This window comes from Streptomyces sp. NBC_01549, assembly GCF_026339955.1.
In the GTDB taxonomy this organism is placed as follows: domain Bacteria; phylum Actinomycetota; class Actinomycetes; order Streptomycetales; family Streptomycetaceae; genus Streptomyces.
On record NZ_JAPEPW010000001.1, the window covers coordinates 3567534 to 3585113 of the forward strand.

At 71.3% G+C, this 17580-nt stretch carries 13 protein-coding genes and 2 pseudogenes; 12 read left to right on the plus strand and 3 right to left on the minus strand.

What is annotated here, in order from left to right; genetic code table 11:
* Nucleotides 1-285: 285 nt before the first annotated feature.
* From OG819_RS15960 to OG819_RS15975, 4 genes are all read left to right on the plus strand, one after another.
* A complete protein-coding gene (locus OG819_RS15960) occupies nt 286-3216 on the plus strand; it encodes an FAD-binding and (Fe-S)-binding domain-containing protein (protein ID WP_266652703.1) in 2931 nt (976 codons plus the stop codon).
* A gap of 244 nt (nt 3217-3460) precedes the next feature.
* Entirely contained in the window at nt 3461-3592 is a 132-nt protein-coding gene (locus OG819_RS15965) for a hypothetical protein (protein ID WP_266433458.1), read from the plus strand.
* Between the two features lie 183 nt (nt 3593-3775).
* Nucleotides 3776-5998 carry an ABC transporter ATP-binding protein gene (locus OG819_RS15970; RefSeq protein ID WP_266652705.1) on the plus strand — a complete coding sequence of 741 codons (2223 nt, stop codon included), beginning with the start codon at nt 3776-3778 and terminating at the stop codon, nt 5996-5998.
* A gap of 110 nt (nt 5999-6108) precedes the next feature.
* The gene (locus tag OG819_RS15975) at nt 6109-7083 is read left to right on the plus strand and encodes an EamA family transporter (RefSeq protein WP_266649982.1); all 975 of its coding nucleotides are present in this window, start codon (nt 6109-6111) and stop codon (nt 7081-7083) included.
* Here the strand turns inward: OG819_RS15975 and OG819_RS15980 are convergent.
* Together OG819_RS15980 and OG819_RS59090 are read right to left on the minus strand one after the other, a co-directional pair.
* On the minus strand, nt 7066-7272 hold the full coding sequence (locus OG819_RS15980) for a hypothetical protein (protein ID WP_266649984.1): 207 nt from the start codon (nt 7270-7272) through the stop codon (nt 7066-7068). The genes OG819_RS15975 and OG819_RS15980 overlap by 18 nt on opposite strands.
* Nucleotides 7273-7510: 238 nt before the next feature.
* Nucleotides 7511-7630: pseudogene (locus OG819_RS59090) on the minus strand (TetR family transcriptional regulator); the annotation flags it as partial.
* 38 nt (nt 7631-7668) lie between these two features.
* Here OG819_RS59090 and OG819_RS15985 point away from each other — a divergent pair.
* Nucleotides 7669-7803 (plus strand): annotated as a pseudogene (locus OG819_RS15985) (nuclear transport factor 2 family protein); the annotation flags it as partial.
* A gap of 273 nt (nt 7804-8076) precedes the next feature.
* Here the strand turns inward: OG819_RS15985 and OG819_RS15990 are convergent.
* Entirely contained in the window at nt 8077-8583 is a 507-nt protein-coding gene (locus tag OG819_RS15990) for a MarR family winged helix-turn-helix transcriptional regulator (RefSeq protein ID WP_266625711.1), read from the minus strand.
* 219 nt (nt 8584-8802) lie between these two features.
* Between OG819_RS15990 and OG819_RS15995 the strand changes: the two genes are divergently transcribed.
* The 7 genes from OG819_RS15995 (at nt 8803) to OG819_RS16025 (ending at nt 17570) form a co-directional block, all read left to right on the plus strand.
* Nucleotides 8803-9651 (plus strand): alpha/beta fold hydrolase, encoded by an 849-nt coding sequence (locus OG819_RS15995; protein WP_266649986.1) that lies wholly within the window; start codon nt 8803-8805, stop codon nt 9649-9651.
* A gap of 113 nt (nt 9652-9764) precedes the next feature.
* Entirely contained in the window at nt 9765-10238 is a 474-nt protein-coding gene (locus OG819_RS16000) for a hypothetical protein (RefSeq protein WP_266649988.1), read from the plus strand.
* A gap of 141 nt (nt 10239-10379) precedes the next feature.
* Nucleotides 10380-11174 carry a TIGR03084 family metal-binding protein gene (locus OG819_RS16005; RefSeq protein ID WP_266625704.1) on the plus strand — a complete coding sequence of 265 codons (795 nt, stop codon included), beginning with the start codon at nt 10380-10382 and terminating at the stop codon, nt 11172-11174.
* Entirely contained in the window at nt 11171-12877 is a 1707-nt protein-coding gene (locus tag OG819_RS16010; protein ID WP_266649990.1) for an acyclic terpene utilization AtuA family protein, read from the plus strand. Before OG819_RS16005 ends, OG819_RS16010 begins: the two co-directional genes overlap by 4 nt.
* Nucleotides 12874-14472, plus strand: a complete 1599-nt coding sequence (locus OG819_RS16015; protein ID WP_266649992.1) for a carboxyl transferase domain-containing protein — start codon at nt 12874-12876, stop codon at nt 14470-14472. Before OG819_RS16010 ends, OG819_RS16015 begins: the two co-directional genes overlap by 4 nt.
* A gap of 7 nt (nt 14473-14479) precedes the next feature.
* Nucleotides 14480-16345, plus strand: coding sequence for a biotin carboxylase N-terminal domain-containing protein (locus tag OG819_RS16020; protein WP_266649994.1), 1866 nt, complete (start codon nt 14480-14482; stop codon nt 16343-16345).
* Between the two features lie 91 nt (nt 16346-16436).
* A complete protein-coding gene (locus OG819_RS16025; RefSeq protein ID WP_266625696.1) occupies nt 16437-17570 on the plus strand; it encodes an acyl-CoA dehydrogenase family protein in 1134 nt (377 codons plus the stop codon).
* Nucleotides 17571-17580 lie beyond the last annotated feature (10 nt).

Below are 17580 nucleotides of genomic sequence, written 5' to 3' on the forward strand. Positions count from 1 at the left end.
AAGGTTCTGGGGCCGAGCTCATAATCCGACGGCGATCGGTCGGTGATCGGCCCGCGAGCGGCATGTGATCGACTCGCGATCGACCGGCGATCGGCAGGTGATCAGCAGGTGATCGACCGGCGGTCGACCAGTGATCGCCCGGTGATCGATGCGTCACGGTTACGGACCGTTGTCGGTGTGCGGGGTCATCCTGGAGACATGACGGATCTTGGCGCGAAGGACGGCACGAGCGGCGCGGCGGACCCGCCCGACGTGGACGGGCTGCGGGCCGCCCTCGCGGCGGAGATGCGCGGCGAGGTCGCCTTCGACGTGACGGCGCGGGCGCTGACCACCATGGACGCGTCCAACTACCGCAGGGTCCCGCTCGGCGTGGTCCGCCCGCGCGACGCCGACGACGTGGCGGCCGCCCTGTCCGTGTGCCGGGCCCACGGGGTGCCGGTCGTGCCACGCGGTGGCGGCACGTCGATCGCGGGACAGGCGACCGGCACCGGAGTCGTCCTCGACCTCACCCGTCACATGAACCGGATCGTCGCGCTCGACCCCGAGGCGCGCACGGCCGTCGTCCAGCCCGGTGTCGTCCTCGACCGCCTCCAGGAGGCCGCGACCCCGCACGGACTGCGCTTCGGCCCCGACCCCTCCACCCACAGCCGCTGCACCCTCGGCGGCATGATCGGGAACAACTCGTGCGGCTCGCACTCGGTGGCCTGGGGCACGACGGCGGACAGCGTGCGCGAACTGTCGGTGGTCAAGGGGAACGGCTCCGTCGTACGTCTGGGACGGAACTGGCAGGGCGCCCCGGACGGCCTCCGGGCCCTGGTCGAGGGCGAGCTGGCCCGCCTGCGCACGGGCTTCCCACAGCTGCCCCGCCGTATCTCCGGTTACGCGCTCGACGCGCTGCTCCCCGAGAAGGGCGCCGACGTCGCCCGCTCCTTCTGCGGCTCCGAGGGCACGCTCGGGGTGCTCACGGAGGCGGTCGTACGACTGGTCGAGGCACCGCGGGCGCGGGCGCTGGCCGTGCTGGCGTACGCGGACGAGAGCGCGGCGGCTCAGGCGGCGGCCGGGCTGCTGCCGCTGGGGCCGCTCACCGTGGAGGGGATGGCCGCGGACCTCGTACCCCCGGACGCGGGGCTGCCGCGCGGCGGCGCGTGGCTGTTCGTGGAGACGGGGGGCGCGGATCCGGCACAGGCCCGCGCGCGTGCGGACGCGATCGTCCGGGCCGCCGACGTCCTCGACTCCCTCGTGGTCACCGACCCGGCCGGGCAGCGCGTCCTGTGGCGGCTGCGCGAGGACGCGAGCGGCACGGCGACCCGGATGCCGGACGGGAGCGAGGCATGGCCGGGCTGGGAGGACTGCGCGGTGCCGCCCGCCCGGCTCGGCGCGTATCTGCGCGACTTCCGGCACCTGCTGAGCGCCCACGACCTGCGCGGCACCCCGTACGGGCACTTCGGCGACGGCTGCATCCACGTCCGCATCGACTTCGACCTGCTGACGAGCGCCGGGACGGCCCGCTTCCGCCGCTTCTCCGAGGAACTGGCCGAGCTGGTGGTGTCCCACGGGGGCTCCCTCTCGGGCGAGCACGGGGACGGGCAGGCACGGGCCGAACTGCTGCCCAGGATGTACGGCACGGAGCTGGTCGGTCTCTTCGAGCGGGCCAAGGACCTGTGGGACCCGGACGACCTGCTCAACCCCGGGATGCTGGTACGCCCGCACCGACTGGACGAGAACCTGCGCTTCGCGGTGCTGCCGCGCGAGCCGGTGGACGTGGCGTTCGGATATCCGGCGGACGGCGGGGACTTCTCGGCGGCGGTGCGCCGATGCGTGGGGGTTGCCAAGTGCCGTACGACGACGGCCGCCGACTCGGGTGTCATGTGCCCGTCGTTCCGGGCGACGGGGGAGGAGGAGCACTCCACGCGGGGGCGGGCCCGGCTGCTGCACGAGATGCTCGCGGGCGAGGTGGTCACCGACGGCTGGCGCTCGACCGAGGTCCGGGACGCACTGGACCTGTGCCTGTCCTGCAAGGGCTGCCGGTCCGACTGCCCGGTGGGCGTCGACATGGCCACGTACAAGGCGGAGTTCCTGCACCATCACTACGAAGGCAGGAGGCGCCCCGTCGCGCACTACACGATGGGCCGGCTGCCGGTGTGGCTGCGCCTGGTCGACCGTACGAGATCGGCCGCGCTGCTCAACTCCCTCTCCTCCGTAGGACCGTTGGCGGCGCTCGCCAAACGACTCGGCGGAATCGCACCCGAGCGGGAGATCCCGCGCCTGGCGCCGGAGACGTTCAGCCGCTGGTGGGGGCGACGCTTCAAGGAGCGGGTGCGACGGATGCTCCGGGAGGAGGCGTACGGCCCTGAGACGGAGGCCGCCGACTCCCCGGGAGAGGCCGCGTTCCTGTGGCCGGACACCTTCACGGAGCATCTCTCGCCGTCCGTGGGGCGGGCGGCCGTACGGGTGCTGGAGGCGGCCGGGGTGGACGTGATGCTCCCGCCGACGGTGGTGATGCAGAAGCGGACACCGCGCGCCGGGGAGAGCGTGCCGCTCTCTCACCACCCCTGGTCGGTGGGCGCGCGCGGCCACGTCTGCTGCGGACTGACGTACGTCTCCACGGGTCAACTCGACCGCGCCCGTGCGGTGATGCGCCGCACGCTCGACCTGATGGGCGTGTTTTTGGACCCGGACGTCCACCCGCGCCCGCCCGCCGTCGTCGTCCTGGAACCGAGCTGTGCCGCCGCCCTGCGCACGGACCTTCCGGAGCTCCTCCACGACGACCCTCGCGCGGCGCGCCTGGCGTCGGCGGTGCTGACGTTCGCCGAGGCCCTGGAGCGACTCGCCCCGGACTGGTCACCCCCGCGCCTCGACCGTCCGGTGGCCGGCCAGACGCACTGCCACCAGCACGCCGTCCTCGGCGACGCCGCCGACCGCCGGCTGCGCGAGGCGGCGGGTCTCACCGGCTCCCTCGCGGGCGGCTGCTGCGGACTCGCGGGCAACTTCGGCTTCGAGAAGGGGCATTACGAGGTGTCGAAGACCTGCGCCGAGGAGCAACTGCTCCCGGCCGTGCGGGCCGCCACACCCGACACACTGCTTCTCGCGGACGGTTTCTCCTGCCGTACCCAGCTGGAACAACTGGCGGGGCGCAAGGGGCGGCACCTGGCAGAGGCGCTGGCGGAGGCGCTGGACCAAGGGGTGGGCCTGGGGGGCGACCAAGGTGCGGCCTGACGGCGTGGATAAGCAATACCCAGGTTTTTTAGGCAACTCTCAGGTTTCATAAGGGGATTCACAGTCGTCATGTGCTGCATTTTGCTGTGCCTTGGGGTGCGAGGCGTGTAGATTCCTTGATGTCGGGCGGCAGGGAAAACCGAGGTGACGACCAGGAATTCCCGCCCGTATCCGTAGAGAATTCTCGCATCATCGCAGCACTATTGCGCTCGCTATTGCGTCGCCAGAACCTCAAGGAGTTGGCATGAGCTTCAAGAAGCTTGCCCCCCTGCCCCCCAAGCCCAAGTCGAAGCAGCTCCCGCCCCCGCCGGCGCCGAAGCCGCGCAAGAGGGCGCACAAGCCGCTCCCCAAGCCGTTCCCCAACGACGAACGCTGATCGGGCGGTAGTAGAGAGGTCGACGGTGCGCCGTCGGCCTCTCTCTTTTGGTGGGGCTTCCCATAAACGATTCCGGTGGCGAACGGAAATTCCACGGCACGGCCTGCAATTTAAATGAGGAGGGCCATGACCCGGCAAAGGCAGAATCAGGGGTACGAGCAACACGCGCACACGGACACGGACATGGACGCGGACGACGAGTACGAGGATGACGACGAACTCGGCTACGACACGCCGACCATCCCCGCCCGTACCGCCTTCCGGCGCTTCTGGCCGCTGACGAAGGGGCTGCGGAGCTGGCTGCTGGCCATCTGGCTGTGCACGGTGCTCGCCGCCCTCGCCGAGACGGCCGCCATCCTCCTCTTCGGCGATCTGACCGACCACGCGCTGCAACAGGGCTCACTGGCCGCGTTCTGGGTCCCGGCCGCCGAATGGCTGGCCGTCGCCGTGCTCGGCGCCGCCGTCGCCTACGCGGGCAACTCCCTCGCCACCTGGGTCACCGAGCGCTTTGTGATGCGGCTGCGCGAGCACGTCTTCGACCACGTACAGCAGTTGCCGCCGCACTTCTTCCAACGCCACCGCCAGGGCGACCTGCTGTCCCGGCTGACCAGCGACGTCGAGTCGATCGAGACGATGGTGGTGTCCGGGCTCGTGGGCGCGGCGTCGGCGGCGTTCAGCGCGCTGTTCTACGCGGCGGCCGCGTTCTGGCTGCGCTGGGACCTGGCCGCGGCGACCTTCGTGCTCGCGCCCCTGTTCTGGCTCGCCGCCCGCCGCTTCTCCGGCTCCATCAAGTCCGTCTCGCGCGACGGCCGGGTCGCCGACGGCGCGATCACCTCCGTCGTCGAGGAGTCCCTCGGCAACATCGTGCTCACCCAGGCGTACGACCGCCGCGACGCCGAGCGGCGGCGGCTGAACCAGGAGGCGAACGCCTGGTTCAAGGCGTCCGTGCGCTCCGGACGCCTCAACGAGCTGTACGAGCAGCTCGTCCAGGTCATCGAGACGATCTGCGTGCTCGCGGTCGTCGGCCTCGGCGTGTGGGAGATCTCCGGCGGTCGGATGACCCTCGGCCAACTGCTCGCCTTCGCCGCGTTCCTCGGCTACCTCTACCCGCCCGTGCGCGGCCTGGCCCAGCTCGGTCTCACCGTCGCCGCCGCCACCGCCGGTGCCGAACGGCTGATCGAGATCCTCGATGTGCGGCCCGCGGTCGGTGACCAGACGAGCTCGGCGGAGAGCCGGCTCGGCCGCCCCGACGGCGCCGTGGAGGTCCGCGACGCCACCTTCCGCTACCCCGGCGCGGAGAGCGACGCGCTGCGCGGCCTGTCCTTCACGGTCAGCCCCGGCGAGCTCGTGATCGTCACCGGTCCGAGCGGCGCGGGCAAATCCACCGTGTCCAAGCTCCTCCTGCGCTTCTACGACCCGGACTCCGGTTCCGTCCTCCTCGACGGCGTCCCGGTGGGCGATTTCCCGTTGGCCCGGCTGCGCGAGTACGTCACGCTGCTGCCGCAGGAGACCCTGGTCCTGCACGACACCGTCCGCGCCAACATCGGCTGCGGGCGCCCCGGCGCCAGCGACGAGGCGCTCGTCGAGGCCGCGCGCGCCGCCGACGCGCACGACTTCATCATGAAGCTGCCGGACGGATACGACACCAAGATCGACCCCAACTCGGCCCGCCTCTCCGGCGGCCAGCTCCAACGGCTCGCCATCGCCCGCGCCATCCTGCGCGACTCCCCGGTCCTCGTCCTCGACGAGCCGACGACCGGCCTGGACGCGATGGCCGCGCGCCGCGTGATCAAGCCGCTGCGGCGCCTGATGCAGGGCCGTACGACGATCATGATCACCCACGACCTCAACCTCGCGCCCGACGCCGACCGCATCCTTGTCGTCGACCGCGGCCGCGTGGTCGAGACCGGCCGCCACGACGAGCTCCTCGCCCGCGGCGGCGCGTACGCCCGCCTGCACGGATCGCAGAACAACGCCCAGATGGACACCGGAGAACTGCGGATGCCGCTGTTCGCGGAGGCGGAGGTTCCCATGGGCGGTGCGGTACAGGTGGGAGTGCCGATGGGAGTGCCGACGGGGGTGTCGATGGACGTACCGGCGGGTGTGCCGACCGGGGTGCCTGTGGGAGTGCCGATGGATTACTCGGGAGGCTTCGTGGCGGAAGCGGCTCCGCAGTACGCGTACTACGGGGCCGCCGGGCAGTACGAGGCCGCCGGGCAGTACGGGACTGCCGGGCAGTACGGGACTGCCGGGCAGTACGGGACCGGCGGGCAGTACGGGGCCGAGGGAGCCTGGTACCCCGGTGCGCTTCCCGACCGTCTCCCTGATCCCCTCCCTGACCCCGACCCTCTGCGGGACCCTCTCGAGGGCTACCTCCCCGACGGGCGGCCCCTCTTCCGCGACTAGGCGCCCCGGACAGGCGCATAAAGGGTTCACGTGCCTGACGTGGTCCATTACTGTGGACTGAGAAGTGCACCTTGATGCACGACTTCCGAGTCGAGCCCCTGGAAGGCCCCGTGAACACGCCCAGCGCCGCCCCGTCCTCCCCGGCGTCTCCGTCCTCGGTCGCCCCGGCGATGGCGCCCTCGCCCGGCCCGGGCGAGGGCGTCCCGAGCCGCTGGGGTGCCCTCGGCCCCGTGGGACTGGTCCTCGCCGGAGGCGTCTCGGTGCAGTTCGGCGGCGCGCTGGCGGTCACCCTCATGCCGCGCACGGGCGCGCTCGGTGTCGTCACCCTGCGGCTCCTGGTGGCGGCGATCGTGCTGATGGCCGTCTGCCGGCCCAAGGTGCGCGGGCACTCGCGGGCGGACTGGGGCACGGTCGTCGTCTTCGGTCTCACCATGGCCGCGATGAACGGCCTCTTCTACCAGTCGGTCGCCCGCATCCCACTGGGCCCCGCCGTCACCCTCGAGGTCCTCGGTCCACTCGTCCTCTCGGTCCTCTCCTCCCGCCGCGCCCTGAACCTCCTCTGGGCGGGCCTGGCCCTCGGCGGCGTCTTCCTGCTCGGCGGCGGAGGCTTCAGCTCCCTCGACCCGGTCGGCGTCGCCTTCGCCGTGTCCGCGGGCGCGATGTGGGCGGCGTACATCGTCTTCAGCGCCCGTACGGGCCGACGCTTCCCGCAGGCCGACGGGCTCGCGCTCGCCATGGTGGTCGCGGCGGTGGCCTTCCTGCCGCTGGGGATCGCCGAGGCCGGGACCCGGCTGCTGAACCCGACGACCGTGGCCCTGGGCGGCACGGTCGCCGTGCTGTCCTCCGTGCTGCCGTACACCCTCGAACTGCTCGCGCTGCGCCGCCTGCCCGCCGCCACCTTCGCCATCCTGATGAGCCTGGAGCCGGCCGTCGCCGCGACCGCCGGCTTCCTCGTCCTGGACCAGGCCCTCTCCGCCACCGAGGCCCTCGCGATCGCCCTGGTCATCGCGGCGAGCATGGGGGCGGTACGGACACAGGTGGGGCGGGGCAGGGCGAAGAACGCCGGTTCAGCCGAGCGGGCGTAGCAGCCGGAGGACCATCTCGACCGTCCGCTCGACGGGGCGGGCTCGCGCCGTGGCGCTGAACAGCAGCATGCGGGTCAGAACGGCGCCCAGCAGCATGTCGAACACGTCGTCCGGGTCCACGCCGGGGTCGACGGTGGTCCCGGGTGGCGCGGCGCGCAGGATGTCCAGGAACTGCGGTCGCGCCGACATGCGCACGTACACCTCCGGCGGTCCGGTCCGACGTCTGGTGGTACGCGAGCAGGCCGGCGGCGGCCGCGCGGGCTGCGGGAGTGCTGAAGGCCGCCAAGTAGGCGCGGACGAACCGGCCCAGATCGTGGCGGAGATCCCCCGTCGGCCGCACGCTCAGCGGGCTGAGCTCGGGGAACGTGGCCTCCTCGATCAGCTCGATCCGGGACGGCCAGCGGCGGTAGATCGCGGAGGCGTGCACGCCCGAGTGTTCGGCGACCGCCTGGATCGTCGTCGCGTCGAAGCCGCGCTGGACGAGCAGTTCGCGCGCTGCCGCGAGAGCCCGTTCGTTGATGCTCGTGTCCCGCCGTCGACAGTGGATCCGGCGAGGCCGCGGCGGACCTCTGGACCGAGGACGGTGTCTTCGACGCGGTCCCGCACCTGCGGATGGAGGGCCGGGAAGGCGTCCTCGGGATGGTTCACGGCGTCGGTCACCAGAGCGTGATCCACAACGGCTGCGGCCACGTCCTGACCGTGCCGCACATCGTCGTCGACGGCGACCGGGCCACCGGCCGCAGCCGAGATCCGGGCGAAGTACGACGTCGAGACCCGCACGGTCGCGCTCGACCTCAGCGCCCCGGACGCCCTGTCGGAACTGACGCACGCCACCTCCAACCTGGAGGTCGGCCTCTTCGTCTACAACGCCGGCGGCGACGACCGCAGCGTCGCCTTCCTCGACAAGGACCTCGGCACCCACCTCGAACTGGTCCACTCCGCCGACTCGAACACGCGGGGTGCGCGGCCGATCGGGCCCTTGGGAGGGATCCTTCAGGAGGAAGGCGGCGTCGGCGCGGTGCCGGTGGTGTGGCGGAGCACGTTGGCGCTCAGCCGGCGGAGCAGGCTCTGTACGGTCTGGATCTCCTCGGGGGTCAGCCCCATGGCGTCTCCGATCACCGGCGGGACGGTGAGGATGCGTTCGCGCAGTGCGGCCCCGTCCGGGGTGAGCACGACCTCCACCACCCGCTCGTCGTCGGGGCGCCGCCGCCGTTTGAGCAGGCCGTTGGTCTCCAGGCGCTTGATCAGCGGTGTCAGGGTCCCGTAGTCCAGCTGCAGGGCGGTCACCAGGTCCTTGACGGGCGTGACGCCGTGTTGCCAGAGCGCGAGCATGACCAGGTACTGGGGATAGGTCAGGCCCACCGCGTCGAGCAGCGGCCGGTAGACGCCGGTGACGGCGCGTGAGGCCGCGTACAGGGTGAAGCAGAGCTGGTCGTCCAGGATCAGTGAGGGCTCGCCGGGGTCGCCCGGTACGGGTGTGCGGCTGTCGTCGTCGCTCACGGTCCTTCCCTTCCTCGGCCGTCGGGTGGTCGCCAGTCGTCGGGTGGTCGCCCTGGCGTCATTGTCGCATCTTCCATGCAAACGATTGTCTCGCACACACTTAACTTGTGCACGAGGGAATCGGACGCTAGGTTTCTCCTGTCGCCCCGGGAGGGATCGCCGGGGCGGCCATCAGGCCGGCATCAACCCACACATACCCGCACGCACAGGAGAGCCACTATGAACCTCAAGGCCGCCTTCCGCCCCACCCGCAAGCACGCCGCCCTGCTGGGCGCCGTCGCCGGAGTGGCGGCCCTCACCCTGACGACCACCACCCCGGCCAGCGCCGCCAAGGCCGAGCACCGCCCGACCGGGAACAAGCCCACCGTCGTCCTGGTGCATGGCGCCTTCGCGGACTCCTCCAGCTGGAACGGGGTGGTCAAGCGCCTGCAGCGTGAGGGCTATCCGGTCATCGCTCCCGCCAACCCGCTGCGCGGGCTGGCCAGTGACGCCGAGTACGTCCACAGCGTGCTCAAGAGTGTGAACGGGCCGGTCGTTCTCGTCGGCCACTCCTACGGCGGCGCCGTGATCAGCGCGGCCGCCGTCGGCGACCCGCAGGTCAAGGCGCTGGTCTACGTCGCCGCCTTCACCCCCGCCAAGGGGGAGAGCGCGCTGGAACTGTCCAACAAGTTCCCCGGCAGCACTCTCGGTCCCACCCTCAACTCCGTGCCCTTCCCGCTCCCCGGCGGCGGCACCGGCGCCGACCTGTACATCAAGGCCGACAAGTTCCACCACCAGTTCGCCGCCGACGTGCCCAAGTCGGTCACCGACCTGATGGCCGCCACCCAGCGCCCGGTGGCCGCCTCGGCCCTGGAGGAGAAGGCCACCACGGCCGCCTGGAAGACCATCCCCTCCTGGAACCTCATCACCACCCAGGACTACAACATCCCGCCGGCCGCGCAGCGCTTCATGGCCCAGCGTGCCCACTCCCACACCGTCGAGATCAAGGCGTCCCACGCGGTCTCGGTCTCCCACCCGGGCGCCGTCACCCGTGTGATCGAGCAAGCCGCCCGGGCCACCGTCCGCTGACCCCGCGGCCGGCCCCCATGGCGCGGGACGCGCAGACGCGGATCGGAATCAAACATCTAGTGTGTGTGCCGCGTGCGTAGGCGGTGATCCGAGCGGGGGAGCGGGGCTGCGTCATGAGGGATCGCGCCGGGCAATGGGCGGCGGACCGCGATGAGTTCGCGGCGGTGGTCATCAGAACCGACTTCCGCGACGACGGGGCATGGGCGGCGCTGAAAATCGCGCTGTCCCTGCCCTGGGGGCCGGAGGACTTCGAACCACACGTCCATGTGGTCGACGGCCCCTCCTGGGCGGGGCTCACCACGGCCGACGTACTCGCCGCGGTCTCCGCCGACGAAGAGCTGGCCGTCGTCTTCCTCGCGGACGGCGTCGCCCTGCACGCCGGCCATGGAGCTCTGCTGGCGATGTCCACCCTGACCAGGGAAGAGTGTGAGAGCGACGAGGAGTTCGAGGCCGAAGGCGGCGAGTTCCGCACCGTCCCGGCCGGGATCCACGAGATTCACGCCAACCTGATGATCGCCAATCTCGACTTCGCCGATTTCGCCGAGGCGGCGGAGGCGGCGCCCGACGGCATCTTCCGCTCCCTGTAGCCCGCGCGGAACGTCTCCCTGGAGCCGGTGCGGCACATCAATTAATGCAAGCATGCTTGCTTGTTTCTTCCCTCGCTGCCATGCTCCAGAACGCATCGCGAAAGGCCCCGCACACCGTCGTGCCCCGAGGGGAGCTCCATCGTGTCCGACCCGTCGTCAGTGATCGACGATCTGCACCAGGAGAGCGAAGAACTCGACCTGCTGGTCGGCGACTTGACGGCGGAACAGTGGGCGCGCGCCACCCCCGCCGCCGGCTGGACCATCGCTCACCAGATCGCCCACCTGGCCTGGACGGACCGTTCCGCCCTGCTCGCCGTGACGGACGCCGAGGCCTTCGCCAAGGAGGTCGAGAAGGCCATCGCCTCGCCCGGCGGATTCGTGGACGAGGGCGCGGAGGAGGGGGCCGGGCTGCCGCCCGCCACGCTGCTCGGCGACTGGCGGGCGGGGCGAACGGCGCTGGAGGAGGCCCTTCGCGCGGCCCCCGCGGGCACCCGTTTCCCCTGGTACGGCCCACCCATGTCGGTCGCCTCCATGGCCACCGGCCGCCTGATGGAGACCTGGGCCCACGGCCAGGACGTCGCGGACGCGCTGGGCGTGGCGCGTACTCCCACCGACCGCCTCCGCCATGTGGCCCGCATCGGCGTACGGGCCCGGGACTTCGCCTTCCATGTACGGGGGCTCACGCCACCCGCCTCCGAGTTCCGCGTCGAGCTGACCGGTCCCAAGGGCGAGTTGTGGACGTACGGGCCCGAAGAGGCCCCCCAGCGCGTCACCGGCCCCGCCCTGGACTTCTGTCTTCTGGTCACCCAACGGGCCCACCGCGACGACCTCGCGGTACGGGCGGAGGGTCCCGACGCGGACCGCTGGCTGGACATCGCGCAGGCCTTCGCGGGGCCACCGGGACAGGGGCGCGAGTCCAAGGGAGAGGCCAAGTGACCGTCGCGCCCCTCCGCATAGGCAACGCCTCCGGCTTCTACGGCGACCGCTTCGACGCGATGCGCGAGATGCTCACCGGCGGTCCCCTGGACGTTCTCACCGGCGACTACCTCGCCGAGCTGACCATGCTCATCCTCGGCCGCGACCGCCTCAAGAACCCCTCCGGCGGCTACGCCCGCACCTTCCTGGGCCAGTTGGAGGAGTGCCTCGGCCTCGCGCACGAGCGGGGCGTACGGATCGTGGCGAACGCGGGCGGCCTCAACTCCGCCGGACTCGCCGACGCCGTAAGACAGTTGGCTGGCCGCCTCGGCATACCGGTGCGCGTCGCCCACGTGGAGGGCGACGACCTGACCGCCGGCCACCCCAGGAGCCTCGCCGCGCACGCCTATCTCGGCGGCGCCGGGATCGCCGCCTGTCTGCGCGCGGGCGCGGACATCGTGGTGACCGGGCGGGTCACGGACGCGGCGCTGGTCACCGGGCCCGCCGTCGCCCACTTCGGCTGGGCGCCGGACGCGTACGACCGCCTCGCCGGCGCCGTCGTCGCCGGTCACGTTTTGGAATGCGGCACCCAGGCGACCGGCGGCAACTATGCGTTCTTCAAAGAGCTCACCGACCACGACCCGGGGCGCCTGCGCCACCCCGGCTTCCCCCTCGCCGAACTCCACGAGGACGGCACCAGCGTCATCACCAAGCACGACGGCACCGGCGGCCTCGTGGACATCGGCACGGTCACCGCGCAACTCCTGTACGAGACCTCCGGTGCCCGGTACGCGGGCCCCGACGTCACCGCCCGCCTCGACTCGGTCCACCTCACCCAGGAGGCCCCCGACCGCGTCCGCATCTCCGGTGTACGCGGCGAGGCCCCGCCCCCCACCCTCAAAGTCGGCCTCAACCGCCTCGGCGGCTACCGCAACGAAGTCGTCTTCGTCCTCACCGGCCTCGACATCGAGGCGAAGGCCGCCCTCGTCCGCGACCAGATGGAAGCGGCCCTCGACTCGGCCAAGTCGCGCCCCGCGGAGGTCCGCTGGGACCTCGCCCGCACCGACCACCCCGACGCCCCCACCGAGGAGACCGCGAGCGCCCTCCTGCGCCTCGTCGTACGCGACTTTGACCAGGACGCGGTGGGCCGCACCCTCAGCGGCGCCGCCATCGAAGTGGCCCTGGCCAGCTACCCCGGCTTCCATGTGATCGCGCCCCCGGGAAAGGGCTCCCCGTACGGGGTCTTCGAGGACGTGTACGTCCCCCAGGACGCCGTGGAGCACGTGGCGGTCCTCCATGACGGGCGCCGGGTGCCGGTGGCTCCGGTCCTCGACACCCTCGTACTCGAACCCGTGCCCGAGCCCGTCCTGCCCGAACCGCTCCGCACGGGGTCGACGAGACGCGCTCCTCTTGGACTGGTCGCGGGTGCGCGCAGTGGGGACAAGGGCGGGAACGCGAATGTCGGGGTGTGGGCGCGATCGGATGACGCCTGGCGCTGGTTGGTTCATCAGCTGACAGCTGACAGATTTCAAAATCTGATATCTGAAAGTCGTCATCTGAAAGTTGTCCGTCACACTCTGCCGAACCTCCGCGCCCTCAACTTCGTCGTCGAAGGAATCCTCGGCGAAGGCGTCGCCTCCCAGCACCGCTTCGACCCCCAGGCCAAGGCCCTGGGCGAATGGCTCCGCTCCCGCCACCTCGACATCCCGGAGGCCCTGCTGTGACGGTCCTGGCGTCCGCCCTGGACACCACCGCCCCCGACTACACCGCCCACCGCGAGGCCATGCTCGCCAAGCTCGCCGAGCTGGACACCGAGCACGCCAAGGCGCTCGCGGGCGGCGGCGAGAAGTACGTGGCCCGGCACCAAAAGCGCGGCAAGCTGCTCGCCCGTGAACGCATCGAGCTGCTGCTGGACCCCGACACACCGTTCCTGGAGCTGTCGCCGCTCGCGGCCTGGGGGAGCGAGTACGCGGTCGGCGCGTCGCTGGTGACCGGGATCGGGGTCGTCGAGGGTGTGGAGTGCCTGATCACCGCGAACGACCCGACGGTGCGGGGCGGCGCCAGCAACCCCTGGAGCCTGAAGAAGGCCCTGCGGGCCAACGACATCGCCCTCGCCAACCGGCTGCCCTGCATCAGCCTGGTCGAGTCGGGCGGTGCCGATCTGCCGTCCCAGAAGGAGATCTTCATCCCCGGGGGCGCGATCTTCCGCGACCTCACCAGGTTGTCGGCGGCAGGCATTCCGACCGTCGCCGTCGTCTTCGGGAACTCCACCGCCGGAGGCGCGTACATCCCAGGCATGTCCGACCACGTGATCATGGTCAAGGAGCGGGCGAAGGTCTTCCTGGGCGGGCCGCCGCTGGTGAAGATGGCGACCGGCGAGGAGAGCGACGACGAGGCCCTGGGCGGCGCCGAGATGCACGCGCGTGTGTCGGGCCTCGCGGACTACTTCGCCGTCGACGAGCGGGACGCCCTCCGGCAGGCCAGGCGCGTCGTCGCCCGGCTCAACCACCGCAAGGCGTTCGGCGATCCCGGCCCGGCCGCGCCCCCCAAGTACGACCAGGACGAGCTCCTGGGGATCGTCCCCGGCGACCTGAGGCACCCCTTCGACCCGCGCGAGGTCATCGCCCGTGTCGTCGACGGCTCCGACTTCGACGAGTTCAAGCCCCTCTACGGGACGAGCCTCACGACCGGCTGGGCAACCCTTCACGGCTATCCCGTCGGCATCCTGGCCAACGCCCAGGGAGTGCTCTTCAGCGCGGAGTCCCAGAAGGCCGCCCAGTTCATCCAGCTCGCCAACCAGCGCGACATCCCCCTCCTCTTCCTGCACAACACCACCGGCTACATGGTCGGCAAGGAGTACGAGCAGGGCGGCATCATCAAGCACGGCGCGATGATGATCAACGCCGTCTCCAATTCGAAGGTCCCCCACCTGTCCGTCCTCATGGGCGCCTCCTACGGGGCCGGCCACTACGGCATGTGCGGGCGCGCCTACGACCCGCGCTTCCTGTTCGCCTGGCCCAGCGCCAAGTCCGCCGTCATGGGCCCCCAGCAGCTCGCGGGCGTCCTCTCGATCGTCGCCCGGCAGTCGGCCGCGGCGAAGGGGCAGCCCTACGACGAGGACGCCGACGCGGCCCTGCGCGCCATGGTGGAGCAGCAGATCGAGTCGGAGTCCCTTCCGATGTTCCTGTCCGGGCGGCTGTACGACGACGGGGTCATCGACCCCCGCGACACCCGCACCGTCCTCGGCCTGTGCCTGTCCGCGATCCACACGGCCCCCTATGAGGGCGCGCGCGGTGGCTTCGGCGTCTTCCGGATGTGAGGTCCCAGTGATTACTTCTGTCCTCGTGGCCAATCGGGGCGAGATCGCCTGCCGGGTCTTCCGCACCTGTGGTGAGTTGGGGATCCGGACCGTCGCCGTGTACTCGGACGCCGACGAGAACGCCCTCCACGCGCGTGTGGCCGACGAGGCGGTACGGCTGCCGGGGGCGGCGCCCTCGGACACGTACCTGCGCGGCGACCTGATCGTGAAGGCGGCCCTGAGCGCCGGCGCGGACGCCGTACACCCCGGGTACGGCTTCCTCTCCGAGAACGCCGACTTCGCACGGGCCGTCCTCGACGCGGGCCTCGTCTGGATCGGTCCGCCGCCCGAGGCCATCGAGGCGATGGCCTCCAAGACGCGCGCCAAGAAGCTGATGGGCCTCGAACCACTGGAGACGGTCACCGCCGCCGATCTCCCGGTGCTCGTCAAGGCGGCCGCGGGCGGCGGCGGACGCGGCATGCGCGTCGTACGCGAGCTCGAGGCCCTCGACGCCGAGCTGACCGCCGCCCGCGCCGAGGCCCTCAGCGCCTTCGGCGACGGCGAGGTCTTCGTCGAGCCCTACGTAGAGGGCGGTCGGCATGTGGAAGTGCAGATCCTCGCCGACGCGCACGGCACGGTCTGGGCGCTCGGCACCCGCGACTGCTCCCTCCAGCGCCGCCACCAGAAGGTCATCGAGGAGGCCCCGGCGCCCGGTCTCGGAGACCTCACGGAAACCCTCCACGACCTGTCCGTGCGGGCCGCACGGGCCGTCGACTACGTGGGCGCGGGGACGGTCGAGTTCCTGGTCGCCGACGGCAAGGCCCACTTCCTGGAGATGAACACCCGCCTCCAGGTCGAACACCCGGTGACAGAGGCGGTCTTCGGCGTCGACCTCGTCGCGCTGCAGATCCAGGTGGCGGAGGGCGCGGCCCTCGCGAACGACCCGCCACGCGCGCGTGGGCACGCGATCGAGGCCCGCCTGTACGCCGAGGACCCGGCGCGGGCCTGGGCCCCGCAGACCGGCACCCTGCACCGCCTCGCCGTCCCGGAGGGCGTCCGCCTGGACACCGGTTACGCCGACGGCGACCCGATCGGCGTCCACTACGACCCGATGCTGGCGAAGGCGATCGCGTACGCGTCCACACGCGCGCAGGCCCTGCGCAAGCTGTCGGGCGCCCTGGAGCGGGCCGACATCCACGGCCCGACGACCAACAGGGATCTGCTCGTACGCTCCTTGAGGCACCCGGAGTTCGCCGAGGCCCGCATGGACACCGGGTTCTACGACCGTCACCTCGCCGCCCTCACGACGCCGACCCCGGACCCGTACACGCCACTGGCGGCGGCCCTGGCGGACGCGCGGAGCCGGTCCCGCTCCGGGTTCGGCGGCTGGCGCAACCTCCCCTCGCAGTCCCAGACCAAGCGCTACGACCTGGCCGGCACCGAGCACGAAGTCCGCTACCACCACACCCGCGAGGGCCTGACGGCCGACGGGGTGCGCGTGGTGCACGCCGACGCGCGTCTCGTCGTACTCGAAGTGGACGGTGTACGAAGGAAGTTCGAGGTGACGCGGTACGACGACCGGGTGTTCGTGAACGCCACCGTCCTCACCGCCCTGCCCCGCTTCCCCGACCCCACCGCCCAGCAGGCCCCCGGCTCCCTCCTGGCCCCCATGCCCGGAACCGTCGTCCGCGTCGCCGAGGGCCTGGCCACGGGAGCCGCCGTACGGGCCGGAGAGCCCCTCCTGTGGCTGGAGGCGATGAAGATGGAACACAAGATCTCCGCACCGACGACAGGCACGCTCACGGCCCTCCACGCCACCCCCGGCCAACAGGTGGAGGTCGGGACCTTGTTGGCAGTGGTGGAGACAACACCGGTGAGTACAGCGCCCCATTAGGGGCGCGGCACTGTCACATCATGCGGCTCCGCCGCGTGGGCGCGACCAGCCACAAACAACCCGCAGCGTGATGACGGCCCCAGGAGCCCCCATGAGCCCCGCCACAGAAACCGAAGAACACAAGGCCCTCCGATCCGCCGTGGCCGCCCTAGGTAAACGTCACGGGCGCGACTACGACATCAACACCCTCTGGTCGGAGGCGGCCAAGCTCGGCTACCTCGGCGTCAACCTGCCGGAGGCATACGGTGGCGGGGGCGGCGGCATAGCCGAACTCTCCATCGTCCTGGAAGAACTCGGGGCCGCGGGCTGCCCCCTCCTGATGATGGTCGTGTCGCCGGCGATCTGCGGCACGGTGATCGCCCGCTTCGGCACGGACGCCCAGAAACAGGAGTGGCTCCCGGCCCTGGCGGACGGCACCCGCACCATGGCCTTCGGCATCACCGAACCCGACGCGGGTTCCAACTCGCACCGCATCACCACCACCGCCCGCCGGGACGGCGCCGACTGGCTCCTCAGCGGCCGCAAGGTGTTCATCTCCGGCGTCGACATCGCGGACGCCACCCTCATCGTAGGGCGCACGGAGGACGCGCGGACGGGCCGCCTCAAACCCTGCCTGTTCATCGTCCCGCGCGACGCCGACGGCTTCGGGCGGCGCCGGATCGACATGGAACTCCACAGCGCGGAGAAGCAGTTCGAGCTGACCCTCGACGACGTGCGGCTGCCCGCCGACGCGCTCGTCGGCGACGAGGACGCGGGCCTGCTGCAGCTCTTCGCGGGGCTCAACCCCGAGCGGGTGATGACGGCCGCGTTCGCGATCGGCATGGGCCGCTACGCGCTCTCCAGGGCCGTCGAGTACGCCCGTGAGCGCACCGTCTGGAAGGCGCCCATCGGCGCCCACCAGGCCGTCGCCCACCCCCTCGCACAGGCCCACATCGATCTCGAACTCGCCCGCCTGATGATGCAGAAGGCGGCGTACCTGTACGACTCCGGGGACGACGTCGCCGCCGGTGAGGCCGCCAACATGGCCAAGTACGCGGCGGGCGAGGCCTGCGTGAAGGCGGTCGACCAGTCGGTGCACACGCTCGGCGGCAACGGCCTCACCCGAGAATTCGGTCTCGCCTCGTTGATAACGGCCTCGCGCGTGGCTCGTATTGCTCCGGTGAGCCGGGAGATGATTCTCAACTACGTCTCCCACCAGACCCTGGGCCTGCCCAAGTCGTACTAGCCCGCCGCTC

Excerpts from the sequence above, each read along its gene's own strand:
- OG819_RS15960 (WP_266652703.1), top strand. The coding sequence starts at position 286 with ATGCGCGGCGAGGTCGCCTTCGACGTGACGGCGCGGGCGCTGACCACC.
- OG819_RS15965 (WP_266433458.1), top strand. The coding sequence starts at position 3,461 with ATGAGCTTCAAGAAGCTTGCCCCCCTGCCCCCCAAGCCCAAGTCGAAG.
- OG819_RS15970 (WP_266652705.1), top strand. The coding sequence starts at position 3,776 with ATGGACGCGGACGACGAGTACGAGGATGACGACGAACTCGGCTACGAC.
- OG819_RS15980 (WP_266649984.1), bottom strand. The coding sequence starts at position 7,272 with ATGTCGGCGCGACCGCAGTTCCTGGACATCCTGCGCGCCGCGCCACCC.
- OG819_RS15995 (WP_266649986.1), top strand. The coding sequence starts at position 8,803 with ATGAACCTCAAGGCCGCCTTCCGCCCCACCCGCAAGCACGCCGCCCTG.
- OG819_RS16000 (WP_266649988.1), top strand. The coding sequence starts at position 9,765 with ATGAGGGATCGCGCCGGGCAATGGGCGGCGGACCGCGATGAGTTCGCG.
- OG819_RS16025 (WP_266625696.1), top strand. The coding sequence starts at position 16,437 with ATGAGCCCCGCCACAGAAACCGAAGAACACAAGGCCCTCCGATCCGCC.